This window comes from Micromonospora sp. NPDC093244, from assembly GCF_040683695.1.
Taxonomy (GTDB): Bacteria; Actinomycetota; Actinomycetes; order Mycobacteriales; family Micromonosporaceae; genus Micromonospora.
This window is the reverse complement of record NZ_JBFBEO010000001.1, coordinates 587,496-604,287: the sequence shown is the minus strand read 5'-3', so window position 1 is coordinate 604,287 and position 16,792 is coordinate 587,496. Positions and strand designations below refer to the sequence as shown.

Genomic DNA, 16,792 nt, shown 5'->3' with positions numbered 1-16,792 from the left:
CGACAATGCGCCACGGGGCTGCCAGGGTCAAGCCCCTGATCGGTGGATGGGACGCCAGCCGACGGCAGCACAGGCCGGAAGGCGGCGCAGGTCGGGACGCCGCGCAGGCCGGGACGCCGCGCAGGCCGGGACGCCGCGCAGGCCGGAAGAGCCTCGGCGAGGGGTCGTCAGATCCAGGCGCGGGGGTCGGCGGCCAGTTCGGTGACCCGGGCGGGCAGCGTGCCGGCGGCGACGTCGGCGATGCTCACCAGCTCCAGGATCTCCCGCTCGCTGGCGCGCAGGGCGATCCAGACCTCCTGGAGGGCACGGGCCGGGCCGTGGTAGCCGAGCTGTTCCGGGCGCTGCCCGCGGACGTGGGCGAGGGGGCCGTCGATCACGCGGATCACCTCGGCGAGGGAGATCTCCTCGGCCGGGCGGGCGAGCCAGTAGCCGCCCTCCGGCCCGCGTTGGGCGTGCACGATGCCGCCCCGGCGCAGCTGGAGCAGGATGCTCTCCAGGAACTTCGGCGGGATCTCCTGGGCTCGGGCGATCTGGTCGGCCGTGACCGGCCGGCCGCGCCCGGGGCCGCTTGCCGTCGCGGCGAGTTCCGCGGCCGCGCGGAGGGCGTAGTCGACCCGGGCGGAAAGGCGCATGTCGGCAAGGTTAGCCCGGTGGCCGACCGGCCGGACGAGCGGCCCTCAACCGATCATCCAGCCAGCGGCCGGGTACGTCTCGATCCACCGTCAGGTGGGGCCGAAAAGCCGCGATGAAGCGACCTTATGCTGGGCGGGGAGTGCGACTGACAATTCGTTAGGGCGGCCTCCGGAAGCATATTGATAAACACCTGGATCACGTCGGGGGGAAGCAACACGATGACCGATGTCGCCACACGTACCTGGGATGGCATGACCATCCCGGTCGCCGGCACCTATCGTCTCGATCAGGCGCACAAGCGGATCGGTTTCCTGTCCCGACACATGATGGTGAGCCCGGTGCGTGGCGAGTTCACCGAGGCGACCGCGCAGATATCGGTGGCGGAGGATCCGCTGCTCTCGTCCGTGACCGCGACCATCGAGGCGGCCAGCATCACCACCGGCAGCCTCGACCGGGACACGCATCTCAAGAGCGCCGACTTCCTCGATGTGGAACGCTTTCCGAATCTTGAATATAGAAGCACTGGTATCGAGTGGAAGCGCAACGAGGACCCGATCTTCCAATGGGCGCGATTGCGGAGCAGCCGACTCGGCGCACGAGGCAGAAGTCACATTTCCCCGCCGCAGCCCGACTCGCCGTCCGGACGATTCGTCCTCACCGGCGAGCTGACTGTGAAGGGAATCACGCGGGCGGTCGAGCTTCAGGTGAATTACGGTGGCGCGCGCCAGGATCCGTACGGGCAGAACATCTTCGGATTCAGCGCGACGGCGGAAATCAACCGTGAGGACTACGGCCTGCTCTGGAATGTCGCGCTGGAAAGCGGTGGGGTGCTGGTCGGCAAGACCGTGCAGATCGAGATCGCCGGCGAGGCCATCCACCAGGCGTGAGACGCGAATCCCCGCCAGGAACGCTGGTGTGCGCCTGGCGGGGACGACGGCGGTCTCAGGCGCCGACGCGGCGCAGCAGACCCTCCTGCACGGCGCTGGCGATCTGCCGGCCGTCGGTGGTGAACATCCGGCCGGTGGCCAGCCCTCGCGCCCCCGACGCCGACGGGCTCCAGCAGTCGTAGAGGAACCACTCGTCGGCGCGGAACGGACGGTGGAACCAGAGCGCGTGGTCGAGGCTCGCGCCGACGACCCCGCCCGGCCCCCACACCTCGCCGTGCACGGAGAGCACCGAGTCGAGCAGGGTGAGGTCCGACGCGTAGGTGAGGGCGCAGGCGTGCAGCAGCGGGTCGTCCGGCAGTTTGCCGTCGATGCGCATCCACACCCGTTGGTGCGGGTCGGCCGGCCGGTCCCCCGGGCGGACCCAGCCGGGCTCACCGACGTAGCGCACGTCGATCGGCCGGGGAATCTGGCCCCAGATGCCCAGGCGTTCCGGGTAGCGGGCCAGCCTGTCGCTCATCGTCGGCACGTCCTGCGGGGCGGGCACGTCGGGCGGCGCCGGCGCCTGGTGGTCCAGCCCCTCCTCGGCCCGCTGGAACGACGCCGACATGAAGAAGATCGGCTTGTCGTGCTGGAGGGCTACCGCGCGGCGCACCGAGAAGGAGCGGCCGTCGCGGATGTTCTCCACCTCGTAGGCGATGGGTTCGGCCGGGTCGCCGGGGCGGACGAAGTAGCCGTGCAGGGAGTGCACGAACCGCTCCGGGTCGACCGTGCGGCCGGCGGCGACAAGGGCCTGACCGGCCACCTGGCCGCCGAACACCCGCTGCGGGCCGACCCGGGGGCTCATCCCCCGGAACGTCATCGCCCCGGTCGCCTCAAGGTCCAGCACCTCCAGGAGCTGGTCCACCGCCGCCTGGCCGACCGCGACCCGGCCGTCGCTCACTGCAGCGCCCGCGCCGACGCCGCGTCGACGAGCGAGCCCAACTGGTGTACGCGCAGCGTGTTGGTCGAGCCGGGGGTGCCGGGCGGGCTGCCCGCCACGATCACCACGTAGTCACCCGGGTTGGCCCGGTTGAGGCCGAGCAGCGCCTGGTCGACCTGGCGGAACATGTCGTCGGTGTGCTGCACGAACGGCATCAGGAAGGTCTCCACGCCCCAGGTCAGGGCGAGCTGGTCACGCACCTCGGGGACCGGGGTGAAGGCCAGCAGCGGCAGGTCGCAGTGCAGCCGGGAGAGCCGCCGGACGGTGTCGCCGGTCTGCGAGAACGCGACGAGCGCCTTGGCGTTGATGGCCCGGGCGATCGACGAGGCGGCCACGGTGAGCGCGCCGCCGTGCGTACGCGGGTCGTGCTGCAACCGGGGCACGCCGATCGAGCCGGACTCGGTCGTCGTGATGATCCGGGCCATGGTGCTGACGGTCAGCACCGGGTACTTGCCGACGCTGGTCTCGCCGGAGAGCATCACCGCGTCCGCGCCGTCGAGCACCGCGTTCGCCACGTCGGAGGCCTCCGCGCGGGTGGGGCGCGAGTTCTCGATCATGGAGTCGAGCATCTGGGTGGCCACGATGACAGGCTTGGCGTTCTCCCGGCACAGCTGCACGGCGCGCTTCTGCACCAGCGGGACCTGGTCCAGCGGCATCTCGACACCGAGGTCACCGCGGGCGACCATGACGCCGTCGAAGGCCAGCACGATGGCCTCGAGGTGTTCCACCGCCTCCGGCTTCTCGACCTTGGCCAGCACCGGGCGGAACACGCCCTCCTCGGCCATGATGCCGTGCACGAGCTTGATGTCCTCGGCCGAACGGACGAAGGACAGGGCGACCAGGTCGACGCCGAGCCCGAGGGAGAACCGCAGGTCCTCGGAGTCCTTGTCCGACATCGCGGGCACGCTGACGGCCACGTTGGGCAGCGAGACGCCCTTGTTGTTGGAGACCGGACCGCCCTCGGTGACCAGGCAGCGGATGTCGTTGCCGGTGACGTCGGTGACCTCGACGGCGACGCGGCCGTCGTCGATCAGCAGCCGGTCACCGGGCTTCACCTCCTGCGGCAACTTGCGGTACGTGCAGGAGACCCGCTCCTTGGTGCCGACGATGTCGTCGCCGGTGATCACGACCGAGTCGCCGGTACGCCACTCGTGCGGGCCGTCGGCGAACCGACCCAGCCGGATCTTGGGACCCTGCAGGTCGGCGAGGACGGCCACCGGCTTGCCAGCCGCCTCGGACGCCTCCCGGACCAGTCGGTAGACCGCCTCGTGGTCGGCGTGACTGCCGTGGCTGAAGTTGAGCCTCGCCACGTTCATGCCGGCCTCGACGAGACCCCGGATGCGCTCCGGGGACGAGGTGGCGGGACCAAGAGTGCAGACGATCTTCGCGCGGCGTGTCACGCCCATCAGGCTAGTCTCTCCTTCGGGTCGAACTCGTGGCCGACCCCTTGCAGGCAGCGGAACAGGTGTCCAACGACGCGCGGTGCGCGTCGGGCCGGCGGGCGGAACCGCACCGGGAACGTTGTGGCGACGGGCAACGGCGACCGCGCGCCGGGAATCGTACGCCTCTGCCGGCGCCGGCACTCGGGGTGCTCCCGAGGGCGGGTCACGTTTCGGGCCCCGGCGGGGGCAGCGTCGGCACCGCGGTGAGCAGGTCACGGTTGTCGTACCGCCGCTTGGCGTGGCGCAGCCGCGCCCAGTTCGGGCCGTACGCCAGGCGGACCCGGTCGGTCTCGGTCGGGCCGAGCAGGTTGGGGTAGCCGCCGGGCAGGGCGAGCGGGGCGAGGGCCGCGGAGGTGCGCTCGGCCCAGGCCCGGTGCGGGTCGGCCTGCTCCCCCGGCGCCCAGACCGCGATGATCTCGGTCAGGATGTGCTCGGTGCGCAGGCCGAACGCGGTGTCGGTGAGCCCGACCCGGGTGGCCGCGCCGTGGAAGTGGTGCAGGGCCACCGCCGAGTACGGCGAGCTGACCCGCCGGGCCGCGTCGACGAGCGTGTCGACGGCGCCGTCGCCGAGCGCCGGCAGCCAGCGGGTCCGCAGCAGGTAGTGGTTGCCGTCGACCATCCCGCCGTCGAACATCCGCAGCGCGTCCGCGTACGGCATCTGGATGATCTGGTCGACGAGCGGCGTGCCCAGGGCCCGCAGCCGGTCCATCCACGGCTGCCCGGCGGCCAGGTCCGGGCCGCTGTAGAACGGGCAGACGAAGATCACCGGCTCGCCGGCCGGACCGGGCAGGAAACCGGCCATCACGGTCAGCTCGTCGGGCGCCTCGGCGAGCAACGCGCCGTAGCCACGCAGCACGGCGGGCCCCTCGGCCAACGGAAACATGATCATCCCGGCCAGCACGGCGGGCAGCCGGTGGGCGCGGAAGCGCAGCTCGGTGACCACCCCGACGTTGCCGCCGCCCCCGCGCAGCGCCCAGTACAGCTCGGCGTCGTGGTGGGGGTCGGCGGTGACCCGGCGGCCGTCGGCGAGCACGACCTCCGCGCCGAGCAGGCTGTCCAGGGAGAGGCCGAACCGGCCGCACAGCGGCCCGTACCCGCCGGCGAGGGTCAACCCGGCCATGCCCACGTTCCCGACCGTGCCGGTGGGCACCACCAGGTCGTACGGGCGGGCGGCGGCGAGCAGCGCGGCGGCCGTGACCCCGCCGCCGACGGTCACCGTGGCCGTGTCCGCATCGACGCGGACGGCCCGCAGACCTGTCACGTCGAGCACCACGCCGCCGTCGCGCAGCGCCCGACCGGCCCAGTCGTGGCCGCCGGAGCGGACCGACACCGGCAGGTGACACCGGGCGGCGACGCGGAGCACGCCGGCGACCTCGTCGGCGTCCACGCATCGGGCGACAAGCGCGGGAGAGCGGTCCACGGCGCCGTTCCACAGTCGGGTGGTGGCGGCGAACGCGGGGTCGGCCGGCTCGTGCAGCCGGTCACCGAGCAGGGCGCGCAGCCGGGCGGTGGCCGACGCGACATCGGGGCGGGCGGCGGAGATCACGGCGACTCCTCGACCGGGGCCGACCGGTGGCGCCGGGTACGCCCCGGCGGCCCGCGCAGGGCGCGACCGTAGCACCGGCGGCCGGCCGGGCGCCGTCACCATCACGACAGCCATCGCTGGATCGCCAGGTCAGCTCTCGGTCTTGACCAGCGGGAACTCCAGCGAACCGGCCGGGCAGAGGAACGTCAGCACGTCCACCCGGTACAGCCCGGCCTGCACGGCGGGATCGGCTTCCAGGACGCTGCGGACGTCGTCGACGCTGCCGGTGCGGGCCAGCCCGAAGCCGATCGGCGGGTCCGGGTTGCGGGCCGGACCGTCCACGGAACCGGCGACCAGGATGATGCCGCGCCGCTGCAACGCCTGCATGTGCTCGGTGTGCTCGGCCTGCAACCGCTGCACGGTCTCCGCCGGCAGGGCCCGTCCGGCCGCGCCGGGATAGATCACGATGCACTCGTACGTGTCGAGCGCGAAGTTGAGTTGCGGCACTCCCGTCATGGGCGCTCCCTCCGCCGTCGCGTCGGCACGTACCGGCAGGTGTCGCCGGCACGCGCCAAGCGTCGCACGCCGGTGCGGGCCGTACCTGCCGCTCGGCGCAACTGGCCCCGGTCGGGGCGGCGCCTCCCACGGTGCCGGGGTTCGGGGCCGCCGGCCCGGTGCCCCGACCGGCTACGGTGGACGATCCGGGCGGCGCGCGCAGGGAGGTCGGATGGGCGACGACGAGCCGGTGGTGGTCGCGCTGCCGTACGCCGAGGTGACCGACGAGGCGTACGCGGTGCGGGCCGCGGCCGACTTCACGGTGCGGCAGTTCGGGTTCGCGGTGCAGCTCAGCGGGCGGTGCCCCCGCTGCGACCACCCGACCACGAGCACGCTTGTGGACGCGTTGTACCGGCGCAACGCCCCGGCGACGGTCCCGGATGCCGACTACCGGGCGGTGCTCTGCGAGTGCGAGGCCGACCATCCGGCCCGGCCTGCCGGTTCGCGCGGGTGCGGCGCGTACTGGACGGTGCGGCTGGAGGCCGAGGCATGATCCGGTTACGTCCGGGGCCGCCCGCGACGGTCGCCGACCTGCACCGCGCCCAGCAGCTGGCCGGCCTGCTGCGGGGCGAGCTGGAGCGGGTCCGCGCGGCGGCGGTGGCCTGGCGCAACGGTCTCGGCGGGCTGCTGGTGGCGCTTGTCGGGTTCAGTCTGATCCGGGGTCGCACCGACGTCAGCACGCTCGCGTCGGGCTGGGGTGCGTTGGTCGGTGTCCTGCTGCTCGCCGCGCTGACCGCTGGCGTGGGCGGGGCGTTGGCTCTGCTGCGCGCGGCGCACGGCCGGTTGACGGTGATCGCGGTGGAGGACCTTCCGCCGGCGCCGCTCGGCGACCACCTGGAGGCCCTGGCGGCGGTCCGGTTCCTGCGGACCGGGGTGGGGCTGGTGCTGCTCTGCACCGCGCTGCTGGTCGCCGCCGTGGGCGTGACCTGGTACGCGCCCGGTTCCTGACCAGGCCGTCACGGCCCGAGGTGCGCGTAGGCGGCCCACGTGTCGGGTAGCCCCGGCAGGGCGGCGCGGAGCCGGCGGACCGCCTGGTGCAGGGCCGCAGCCGCCCGGTCGGGTGCGATCCCGCCGGGCACCGCCAGGCCGTCGTACACGTCCGCGCAGAGCTGGGCCGTCAACGCGTCCGAGATGGACCAGAGCGCGCCGATGACGTGCCGGAACCCGGCGAGCTGGAACGCGGTGCCGAGGGTGAGCGCCTCGTCGGGCAGGGCCGCGCCGCCGCGTACCGTCTCGCAGGCGGACAGGACGGCGAGCGCTGCCGGGTTGTGGGCGGGTCGCCACAGGTCCCGTACGTGCAGCGCGCCGCCGGCCAGCGCGAGGTGTCCCCAGGCCGGGGCGCGCAGGTCCTGGGTGCCGTGACAGGACAGGTGCGCGACCGGCTGCCCGGGGAGCGCGGCGAGCACCGCCGCCGGGGTGGCCGCCGGGCCGAGCAGCGAACGGACCCGGGGCAGGTGCCGGCGGACGATCTCCTCCTCCCGGCCGACGCCGGGCAGGTCGGCCAGGCCCGGGGTCCGGGGCATGCCGACCACGAGCGCCGAGTCGACAGGTTCGGCTCGGGCGGGTACGCCACGGCGGGCGTGCGCCAGCGCGCGCAGCGAGGCCGTGTACGACGGCACCACCCGGTCCAGGAGCCCGTCGCCGCCGTCGAGTGGGCCGGCCGCGTGCAACGGCAGCAGGGTGAGCAGCCCGGTGGGGCACCACCACAGCCGGGGCCAGTCCGGCTCGGACGGCGCGGGTGTGGGCAGGGCGGCGTCGAGCACCGGTGCGGCGACGGCACGCCACAGCCAGTCCAGCGTGTCGGCGACCTCGCCACGGGCCGCAACCCGGCTGCGCTGCGTCTGCGGCTCGGCGGCGTCCGGCTGGGCCGGGCCGGTGAGCGCCGCTATCGCGGTGAGGAATCCGGCCGTCCGGCTGACGAGTTCGGCAAGGGTCAGGCCGGGCAGCGGCACCAGCTCGACCCGGCCGTCGGCGACGACAAGCGCGTCGCAGCGCCGGGCGGCCACGTTGACCAGCACCACGGGACCACCGGCGGCGGCCCCGGCCAGCGCGGCGAACGGCGGCGGGCGCAGGAAGTCGGCGAACCCCTGCCGCTCGCGGATCTCGGCAAGCACCTCACGCCGGCGTACGGCGAGGTCGTAGCGTCGTTCCGGGGCCGGCCCGGGCGGACCGACAGGTGACATCGACACGGCCGGCGGCACGGCGAAGTCGTCGAGGGTGGCCTGGATCTCGGTGAGCCGGGCGGCCAGCCGGGGTGCCTGCGCGCGGAGCGCGGCCAGGTCGGCGCCCGCGTCGTGGGCCCGGGTGAGCAGGACGCCCCGGCCGTACTCCAGCAGCTCGACCGCGCGCTCCGGCCGGCCCAGGTCGACGGCGACGGCCGCCGCGTCGCTGGCCAGCCCGGAGAAGAGCCCGAGCAGGCGGGCCTGGTCGTCGGGGTCCATGCCGTGCCAGGCCACCAGGTCGATCAGCTCGATCGCTGTGGCGTACCCGTCGAGCGCGGCAGGCAGGTCGCCGGCCGCCTCGGCGTGCGCGGCGTACCGGCTGGCCGCCCTGGCGCGCAGCAGCGACGGCGCGGCCTCCACCCGCGCGGCGGCGCGCAGCGCCTCGGTTGCCTCGGTCGATTCGGCCGCCCCGGCGACCGCTTCCAGGGCGGTGGCGAGGTTGCTCAGGCACATGGCGCGGGCGGGATGGTCGGCGGCCAGCGCGTCGACCGCCCCCCGGTACGCGGCCAGCATGGCCTCGCCGTCGGCGCGTACCCCGTCGGCGTCGGCGCGTTGCGCCCGAAAGCGCAGCAGCAGGGCGTTGCCGAGGTTGGTGCGGATCCGGTGCCGGTCCACGTCGGCCGACGGCAGCCCGTCCAACCGCTGGAGCAGGCCGATCGCCTCGTCCAGTGCCGCCGGGTCGTCGCGCAGTCGGTGCCGCAGCAGGTGGGCCAGGGCGAGGGTGGCGAGCGTCTGGGCGTACTCGACCGGTTCGGCTTCCCGCTCGGCCAGGTCGGCAGCCTCGCGCAGGGCGGTGATCGCGGCGTCGGAGTCCCGGGCGACGCGGGCCGCGACCCGGTCCTCCGGTTCCCCGCCGGCGGGCAGGGCGCCCTCGACGGCGAGTTCGACACGGCGGTTCAGCGCGGAGCCGTAGTTGGTGAGCGCCAGCATCCGGTCCGGGTGCCCCGGTGGCGCGGCCTCGGTCGCCTGGGCCAGCACCCCGACGGCCTCGGTGAGGGTCGCCAGGTCCTGCGTGGAGGCGAACAGGGACTGCAACACCAGGCCCAGGTTCGAGCGGTAGCGGGGCAGCAGGGCGGCGTCCGGGGCGGCGGCGGCCACCGCGTCCCGCAGCGCCACGGCGGCCGGCTCCAGCAGCTCCGGCTCCCCCGCGAGGTCACTGAGCTCCCGCAGCGTGTTGCCGAGGTTGTTGAGCACCTGGTGGCGCAGCGGGTCGGCGCGGGGCAGCAGCGAGCCGGCCTCGGTGAGCGCGTCGCGGGCCGCCCGCAGCGCGTCCACCCCACCCAGGTCGGCCTGTCCCCTGGCGAGCGTGTAGCCGAGGTCGGCGAGCCGTCGGGCCCTCCCCGCCGGGTCCCGCTCGGTGGCGACGGCGTCGCGCACCAACCGCACCGCCTCGGTGATGTCGTCGACGCGCCGCCGCTGCTCGTACCGGGTGACCAGCAGGCCGGCCAGGGCCTGCCGGGCGTCGGCGCGGTCCGGTCCGCCGTGGGTCGACCCGACAGACCCCACCACCCGGTACGCCTCGATGGCGGCGTCGAGGTCGCCCGGGGCGCCGTCGGCCTCGTGCCGTACGGCGAGCAGGGAGGCGAGCCCGGCCTGGGCGGTGCCGGCCAGGTCCGGGGCGAGCCCTCCGAACCCGCTCAACGCCGACCGGTACGCGTCGATCGCGGCGTCCCGGTCCCGGTCGGCGCGGTCGCGCAGGAACCGTTCGGCAAGAGCCGTGCCGTGCAGCGCCGCCATCCGGGGATCACCACTGTCGCGGGCCGCGCCGAGGGCGTCGACCGCCTCGTCGAGGTCGCCGGGCCGCCTGAGCAGCCGCCACCTGTCGCGTAGGCGCTGCCCGAGGTTCGCGCGTGCCATGGCCGCCACCGGGGCGGCCGCGCCGGCGGTCCGGGCTGCCTCGCGCAGCAGGGTGATCGCCTCGTCCAGGTCGGCCGGGTCGCTCCCGGTGTCGTACCGGTCGCCGAGGACGTTGCCGAGGTTGAACAGTCGCGCCGGCCGTTCCCGGTCCCCGACTGGGGTGGACTCCAGGCTCTCGCGGTGCGCGTCGATCGCGGCCGGCAGGGCGCGCCCGCGTCCGAGGTGCTGGAACTGGTCGCGGTGCACCTTGCCGAGCGCCGACAGGTAGTGCGCGCGCTCCGGCGCGCCCGGCGGAGTGGCGGTGACCGCCTCGCGCAGCAGCGTCTCGGCCCGGTCGGCGGCCCGGTAGTCGTTGCTCGCCTCCGCCGCGCCCATCAGCATGACCGCCTCCACGTACCGGACGCCTGCCGTGTCGTCCGCCGGCCGGGGGTTCGGGACGCGGGCGCCGCCCGGGCGCGCGAGGCCCAGGACAGCCAGCAGCGACGGTGGCACCCGGTGCGGGGCGACACGCAGGAGGAACTCGGTGAGCTGGACGGCCCGGGCCAGGTCGTCGGCGTCCTCACCCGGGGGCAGCAGCTGGTAGCGGTACGAGTGCAGGCAGGCGAGCAGGACCATGCCCTCGGCCACCTGCTCCGGCAGCGGCCCGTCCGTCGGCGTGCCGGCGACCAACTCCATGACCATCTCGGCGTCGCGGATCGCGCCGGAGTCGAGCACCTCACGGGGGCTCAGGGTGGCCGCGAAGCGGTCCAGCCGCTCCCGCAGATGGCGTACCGGGTCGGACCTGAACCGTCGCCACATCGCGCCTCCCCCGACCGGCCTGGTTCAGGGGTAGCAGACCGGACAGGTCGCATGCCAGTGGCAGGAAGATGCGAATTCCGGACAGCCGTCGTGTTCCCTCCCACAGGCTCCCCGGGGTAGGGCGGCGTGATTCGGGGGATCATCACCGGGGCGGCGGGTGGCTGGCCTCCCGCCGCGACGACATGATTGGGGAACCGCGTATGGCGACCGACATCAGCAAGCAGCCCGCGAAGGCGTCCGGCACGTACTTGATCGGCGGCGACATCCAGGTCAACCGGCTCGGCTACGGCGCGATGCAGCTCACCGGCCCCGGTGTGTGGGGCGACCCGAAGGACCCGGCCGAGGCGCTGCGCGTGCTGCGTCGGGCTGTCGAGCTGGGCGTGACGTTCATCGACACCGCCGACTCGTACGGGCCGTTCGTCTCCGAACTGCTGATCCGTGAGGCCCTGCACCCGTACGCCGACGATCTGGTCATCGCCACGAAGGCCGGGCTGAGCCGCTCCGGCCCCGGCGACTGGCGGCCCCTGGGCCGGCCGGAGTACCTGCGCCAGCAGTGTGAGCTGAGCCTTCGCCACCTCGGCCTGGACAGCATCCCGCTGTACCAGTTGCACCGGATCGACCCGCAGGTGCCGCTCGCCGACCAGTTGGGCGAGCTGGCGTTGCTGCGCGAGGAGGGCAAGATCCGGCACATCGGACTGTCCGAGGTGAGCGTGGAGCAGATCGAAGAGGCGCGGGCGATCACCGAGATCGTCTCGGTGCAGAACCTGTACAACCTCGCCAACCGCAGCGCCGAGGACGTGCTGGAGTACTGCGAGCGCAACGACCTGGCGTTCATCCCGTGGTTCCCGATCGCGACGGGCGAGCTGGCCCGACCGGGCGGCCCGCTGGACGCGATCTCCACGGGCCACGACGCCACGCCCGCGCAGCTCGCGCTGGCCTGGCTGCTGCGCCGCTCCCCGGTGATGCTGCCGATTCCGGGTACGTCCTCGGTGGCGCACCTGGAGGAGAACGTGGCAGCCGCCGACGTGCGGCTCACCGACGACGAGTTCGAGGCGCTCGCCAAGGCGAGCTGACCCGCTGCCGGGTCGGACGCCACCGGTTCAGCCGGTGGTGTCCGGCCCGCAACGTCGCCCACCCGACACTCGCCGGCGCAGCCGCGCGGGCGACCCCCGTTTCGGGGACCGCCCGCGCGGGTCGGATCAGAGCGCCACGCAGTTGGGTCGCACCGGGCCGTCGACCAGGGCGCCGCGCACGATTGTGTACGCGGTGCCGTCGAGCACCAGACCGAGGTGCCCGACGACCCGCAGCGGGCAGTACGCCTGGATCAGCACGTTCGTCGCTCCGTCGTTCACGGCGGCGTTCCCGGTGGGGCGGACCAACTCGTCCTGGAGGGTGCGGATCGTCGTGTACCGCACCGCGCCCGGTGTGTCGTCACCGGCGTTGAGGTCGGCGAGGAACGCCGAACCGATGGTCATCTGTTGGCAGGCCACGACACCGGCGCAGCTGCCGAGGCCCAGGAACGCCACGATGTTCGCCACGTACGTGCCGTACTGCGGGGTGCCGAGGCTGACGTACCTGCCGATGGTGGCGGTGCCGCCGAGCCGTTTGAGGTAGTAGCGGCTGACCAGGCCGCCCTCGGAGTGGGCGACGACGTCCACCATTGACGCTCCGGTGCTGGCCCGTACCTGCTCGACGAAGCCGGCGAACGCGCGGGCGGAGGCCGGGATGTCGCCGAGGCCGAGGCCGGGCAGTTGGTAGATGAACGTGCGGTAGCCGTCGCCGCGCAGCCGGGCGGCGATCGGCTCGTACGCGACGGCGACGCCGCTGAGCCCGCCGACCACGATGACGGGGTTGGCGGCGGCTGCCGGTGCGGAATTGGCGGCGGGGGTGGGGGCGGCCGCCGCCGGTGTGGTGGTCGCGAGGACGGCGGCGGTGGCCAGGGCCAGGGCGAGGGCGGTCTTTCGGAGCAGCATGGCTGCACCTCCGGAGGGAGGCGCCCGGCGGACCGGGCAGGTGGGTGGGGGTGTCCGGTCGACCGTGCGCCGATGATGCCCGCAACAATTTGGAAACGTCAATGGCTTGTTACGCGCCGGTAACCCGTTGTTCCACCGAGGGTGCAAACCGGCATACCGCCGCACTCCATATCGGACGCAGCTGCCGGCTGGCATGCTGTGGCAGTGGCCGCGGACGAACCCCCCGAACGCCAACTGCGGGTGATGCCGTGGTGGCTGGTCCTGGTCGGCCTGCTGGTCGCCGTCGCCCTCGGCTGGCTGGTCCTGGACCTGCTGCTCACCGAGGCCGACCGGGCCGGGCAGCCGGACACCCGCGCCACCCTGCGCATCGACGCGATCCGCACCGGGTTGACAGTGGTAGCCGGCACCGGCGGCGGGCTGGCGCTGCTGCTGGCCGCCCGCCGCCAGTGGATCGCCGAACGCGCGCAGCGGCACCAGGAGAGCGTCGCCGCCCGCGACCAGGCACACCGCGACCGGGTGCAGGCACACGCCGAGTCGGTGGCCGAGGCCGCGCAGCACCACCAGGACCGGCAGTCCCGGTCGGCCGAACACGACGCCGCCGAACGCCGACTCACCGAGCTGTACACCCGCGCGGTCGAGCTGCTCGGCAACGACAGCGCGGCCGTACGCCTCGGCGGGCTGCACGCCCTGGAACGCCTCGGTCAGGACAATCCGGCGCAGCGGCCGACGATCGTGGCGGTGCTCTGCGCGTACCTGCGGATGCCGGCGCCGAACGACGAGCCGCGCGAGACGGAGGTCCGGCGCACCGCGCAGCGGGTCCTGACCCGGCACCTGCGCGCGGACGACGCGGACCACTGGCCGGGCATCGTCCTGGACCTGACCGGCGCCACGCTCGTCGACTTCGACGCCGCCGGCTGCACGCTCGTCGACGCCGACTTCAGGCGTGCGGTGTTCACAGGCACGACCAGCTTCGCGGGCGCGACTGTGCGCGGGTCGCTGCTGTTCGGGGCGGCGGCCGTCGGTGACGTGGTCTTCGACGGTCTCAACGCCGAGGCGGAGGTCGTGCTGGACGGCGTGCGGTTCGGCGGGTCGGCCAGCTTCGAGGGGGCCGCGTTCGACGGCCTGTCCTGCCGGCGGTCCCGCTTCGCCGGCCCGACCTCATTTCGTCGGGCGACCTTCGGCCAGCCGACCAGCTTCGACGCGACCCGCTTCGAGGACACCGCCTCGTTCCGGGAGGCCGAGTTCCTCGGCGCCCTGTCGATGGAGCACACCGAGTTCGGCGGGTCGGCCAGCTTCCGCTCCGTCCGCTTCACGAACATGGCGCTGTTCCGCTGGACGATCTTCGGTGCCGAGGCGCTGTTCGACGGTGCCCGCTTCACCGACGCCGCGAACTTCGGCAGGGCCCGCTTTCACAGCATGGCCAGCTTCCGCGACGTCCACTTCAGCCGGTCGCCGCAGGTCGAGCAGGCGCGGGCGGTGGTCGATCTCGGTCACCGCTGGCCGGCGGGCACCGTGGTGAAACGGCTCGACGACGAGTGGCTGCTGCTCGTCGACGGTTGACGGTCAGCGAGCGGCGGCCGTGGGGCGCAGCCCGTCGAGGGCCACGCCGAGTACCCGGTCGCGCTGCTCGGGCGAGGGGAACTGGGCCATGGTGAGGCCACTGATCAGCCGCACCACGTCGTCGAACACGATGTCGTCACGCACCACGCCGGCGGCCTGCGCGCGGCGCATCAACGGGTCGCCGGCGGCGTAGATCTCCGTACGGCAGCTCTGGAAGATCTCCGAGTCGTGCAGCAACTGCTCGGCGAGCGCCCTCTTGGTGGCGACGTACGCGACGAAGCGGTGCAGCCACGCGACGAGCGCGTCCCACGGGGGCAGCTCGGCCAGGTCGGCGGCGGAACTGCTCAGCGCCCGGACCTCCTCGACGTAGACGGCCTCGAAGAGGTGCCGCCGGGTCGGGAAGTTGCGGTAGAGCGTGCCGATGCCCACCCCGGCCCGGCGGGCCACGTCCTCCAGGGAGGCGGCGGCACCGTTCTCGGCGAACGCGTCACGAGCCGCGATGACCAGGGCGTCGTAGTTGCGCCGCGCGTCGGCTCGTTTGGGCCGGCGCGCGAAGACCTCGGGCGTCTGCCCCCCGCTGGTCATGACGTGCGTCACCTCATCCTGGTTGCATCCGGAGGCACCCCTCCGCTAGCTTAGTGGAGGCACCCCTCCGGAAATGCCGGAGGGAACCCTCCGGTTAGCTTACCTCGGGACCCGCCCGATCCGCCTGGCCACCCGATCGCCCGGACCCCGACATCCCGCCCGCCGCAGACGGCAGGGCCACAAACCTCCCTCCGTACCATCATCAGGAGTTCTCTCTCGTGTCAGTGACCTCCCGACGCAGCTCGCGTCGGCTCACCTTCACCGTGCTCGCGGCCGGCGCCGGGTTCTTCGCGATGCTCCAGTCGTTGATCACTCCGGTGCTGCCGACCATCCAGCAGGACCTGCACACCTCCCAGAACACAGTGACCTGGGTGCTCACCGCCTACCTGCTCTCCGCGTCGATCTTCACGCCCATCCTCGGCCGCGTCGGCGACATGGTCGGCAAGGAGCGGATGCTCGTCGTCTCGCTCGCCGCGCTCGCCCTCGGCTGCCTGCTGGCCGCCGTCGCGCCGAACATCGGCGTCCTCATCATCGCCCGGGTCGTGCAGGGCATCGGCGGCGCGGTGTTCCCGCTGTCGTTCGGCATCATCCGCGACGAGTTCCCCGCCGCGCGGGTCGGCTCCGCCGTCGCCGCCATCTCGGCGATCGTCGCCGCCGGCGGTGGCCTTGGTGTCGTGCTCGCCGGCCCGATCGTCACCGCGCTGGACTACAGGTGGCTGTTCTGGATCCCCATGGTCGTGGTCGGGCTGACCGCCGTCGCCGCGCACCTGTTCATCCCCGAGTCGCCGGTGCGCACGCCCGGCCGGATCGACTGGCGCGCCACAGTGCTGCTCTCCGCCTGGCTTGTCGCGCTGCTGCTCCCGATCAGTCAGGGCGCGTCCTGGGGCTGGACCTCCACCCGGGTGCTGGGCCTGCTGGCGCTCGCCGTGGTGCTGCTCGTCGGCTGGCTGGTCGCCGAGGTGCGTTCGCCCAACCCGCTCATCGACATGCGGATGATGCGCCTGCCCGGCGTCTGGACCACCAACCTGGTAGCCCTGCTCTACGGCGCGTCGATGTTCTCGGTGTACGCGTTCCTCCCGCAGTTCGTGCAGACCCCCACGTCCGCCGGCTACGGGTTCGGCGCCAGCATCAGCCAGGCCGGCCTGCTCATGCTGCCGATGCTCGTCGCGATGTTCGTCGCCGGCCTGGTCGCCGGGCGACTCCAGTCCGTCTTCAGCGCCAAGGCGCAGCTCGCCACAGGCGCCGCGTTCAACGTGGCCGCCTCCGCCATGCTCGCCGCCGCGCACGACACCCGCTGGGAGGTCGCCGTCGCCGGTGGCCTGGTCGGCCTCGGCATCGGCCTGGCCTTCGCGTCGATGGCCAACCTGATCGTCGGCAGTGTGCCGGCCAGCCAGACGGGCGTGGCGACAGGCATGAACGCCAACATCCGCACCATCGGTGGCGCGATCGGCGCCGCGGTGGTCAGCGGCGTGATCACCGCCCACCCGCAGGCCAGCGGCCTGCCCCGGGAGGCCGGCTTCACCACCGGGTTTCTCGTCCTCACCGCGATCGCCCTGGCGGCCGCCCTCGCGGCCCTCGCCGTCCCGTCCGCCCGGCGGGCGTCGGCCGGTCGCCGGCCGTCCACCTCGACGATCGTCGAATCCGAGCTAGCCGGCGAGTTCGCCACCATGCCCGCGACCCGCTGAGGGTCCGTGTCGCGGGGCGGGGGGGGGGGGGGCCCCGGCCCGCGACCCACACGGGTGAACGGGCACGGCCCCCCCCCGGACCCCGGAGTGA

14 protein-coding genes are annotated in these 16,792 nt (G+C 73.6%); 6 read left to right on the top strand and 8 right to left on the bottom strand.

The annotated features are described in order from the left end of the window. Nucleotides 1–167 precede the first annotated feature (167 nt). Nucleotides 168–632: an Rrf2 family transcriptional regulator gene (locus tag AB0N27_RS02815; RefSeq protein WP_364362674.1), complete on the bottom strand. Its 465-nt coding sequence runs from the start codon at nucleotides 630–632 to the stop codon at nucleotides 168–170. A 219-nt stretch (nucleotides 633–851) separates the two neighbouring features. On the opposite strand from AB0N27_RS02815, the gene AB0N27_RS02810 reads away from it, so the two are divergent. Further along, nucleotides 852–1,520: a YceI family protein gene (locus tag AB0N27_RS02810; RefSeq protein WP_364362673.1), complete on the top strand. Its 669-nt coding sequence runs from the start codon at nucleotides 852–854 to the stop codon at nucleotides 1,518–1,520. Nucleotides 1,521–1,575: 55 nt separating this feature from the next. Here the strand turns inward: AB0N27_RS02810 and AB0N27_RS02805 are convergent, their stop codons facing one another. From AB0N27_RS02805 to AB0N27_RS02790, 4 genes are all read right to left on the bottom strand, one after another. Then, a complete protein-coding gene (locus AB0N27_RS02805) occupies nucleotides 1,576–2,460 on the bottom strand; it encodes an acyl-CoA thioesterase II (RefSeq protein ID WP_364362672.1) in 885 nt (294 codons plus the stop codon). Further along, entirely contained in the window at nucleotides 2,457–3,905 is a 1,449-nt protein-coding gene (pyk, locus tag AB0N27_RS02800) for a pyruvate kinase (RefSeq protein WP_364362671.1), read from the bottom strand. The genes AB0N27_RS02805 and pyk overlap by 4 nt, the downstream gene beginning before the upstream one ends. Before the next feature lie 199 nt (nucleotides 3,906–4,104). Then, on the bottom strand, nucleotides 4,105–5,487 hold the full coding sequence (locus AB0N27_RS02795; RefSeq protein ID WP_364362670.1) for an FAD-binding oxidoreductase: 1,383 nt from the start codon (nucleotides 5,485–5,487) through the stop codon (nucleotides 4,105–4,107). Between the two features lie 129 nt (nucleotides 5,488–5,616). Next, nucleotides 5,617–5,982, bottom strand: coding sequence for a YciI family protein (locus tag AB0N27_RS02790; protein WP_364362669.1), 366 nt, complete (start codon nucleotides 5,980–5,982; stop codon nucleotides 5,617–5,619). Nucleotides 5,983–6,193: 211 nt separating this feature from the next. Between AB0N27_RS02790 and AB0N27_RS02785 the strand changes: the two genes are divergently transcribed. Beyond that, nucleotides 6,194–6,514, top strand: coding sequence for a hypothetical protein (locus AB0N27_RS02785; RefSeq protein WP_364362668.1), 321 nt, complete (start codon nucleotides 6,194–6,196; stop codon nucleotides 6,512–6,514). Further along, on the top strand, nucleotides 6,511–6,969 hold the full coding sequence (locus AB0N27_RS02780; RefSeq protein ID WP_364362667.1) for a hypothetical protein: 459 nt from the start codon (nucleotides 6,511–6,513) through the stop codon (nucleotides 6,967–6,969). The genes AB0N27_RS02785 and AB0N27_RS02780 overlap by 4 nt, the downstream gene beginning before the upstream one ends. A gap of 8 nt (nucleotides 6,970–6,977) precedes the next feature. Here AB0N27_RS02780 and AB0N27_RS02775 read toward each other — a convergent pair whose 3' ends face one another. Further along, complete coding sequence (locus tag AB0N27_RS02775) at nucleotides 6,978–10,898, bottom strand: CHAT domain-containing protein (protein WP_364362666.1); 3,921 nt, start codon at nucleotides 10,896–10,898, stop codon at nucleotides 6,978–6,980. A 200-nt stretch (nucleotides 10,899–11,098) separates the two neighbouring features. On the opposite strand from AB0N27_RS02775, the gene AB0N27_RS02770 reads away from it, so the two are divergent. Further along, entirely contained in the window at nucleotides 11,099–11,971 is an 873-nt protein-coding gene (locus AB0N27_RS02770) for an aldo/keto reductase (protein ID WP_364362665.1), read from the top strand. A 126-nt stretch (nucleotides 11,972–12,097) separates the two neighbouring features. On the opposite strand, the gene AB0N27_RS02765 is transcribed toward AB0N27_RS02770, so the two are convergent. Further along, nucleotides 12,098–12,871, bottom strand: a complete 774-nt coding sequence (locus AB0N27_RS02765) for an alpha/beta fold hydrolase (protein WP_364362664.1) — start codon at nucleotides 12,869–12,871, stop codon at nucleotides 12,098–12,100. A 204-nt stretch (nucleotides 12,872–13,075) separates the two neighbouring features. Here AB0N27_RS02765 and AB0N27_RS02760 point away from each other — a divergent pair, with 204 nt between their 5' ends. Next, nucleotides 13,076–14,431 carry a pentapeptide repeat-containing protein gene (locus AB0N27_RS02760; protein WP_364362663.1) on the top strand — a complete coding sequence of 452 codons (1,356 nt, stop codon included), beginning with the start codon at nucleotides 13,076–13,078 and terminating at the stop codon, nucleotides 14,429–14,431. Between the two features lie 3 nt (nucleotides 14,432–14,434). Here the strand turns inward: AB0N27_RS02760 and AB0N27_RS02755 are convergent, their stop codons facing one another. Beyond that, nucleotides 14,435–15,016, bottom strand: a complete 582-nt coding sequence (locus tag AB0N27_RS02755) for a helix-turn-helix domain-containing protein (protein ID WP_364362662.1) — start codon at nucleotides 15,014–15,016, stop codon at nucleotides 14,435–14,437. A gap of 218 nt (nucleotides 15,017–15,234) precedes the next feature. Here AB0N27_RS02755 and AB0N27_RS02750 point away from each other — a divergent pair, with 218 nt between their 5' ends. Then, nucleotides 15,235–16,701, top strand: a complete 1,467-nt coding sequence (locus AB0N27_RS02750) for an MFS transporter (RefSeq protein WP_364362661.1) — start codon at nucleotides 15,235–15,237, stop codon at nucleotides 16,699–16,701. Nucleotides 16,702–16,792: the final 91 nt, after the last annotated feature.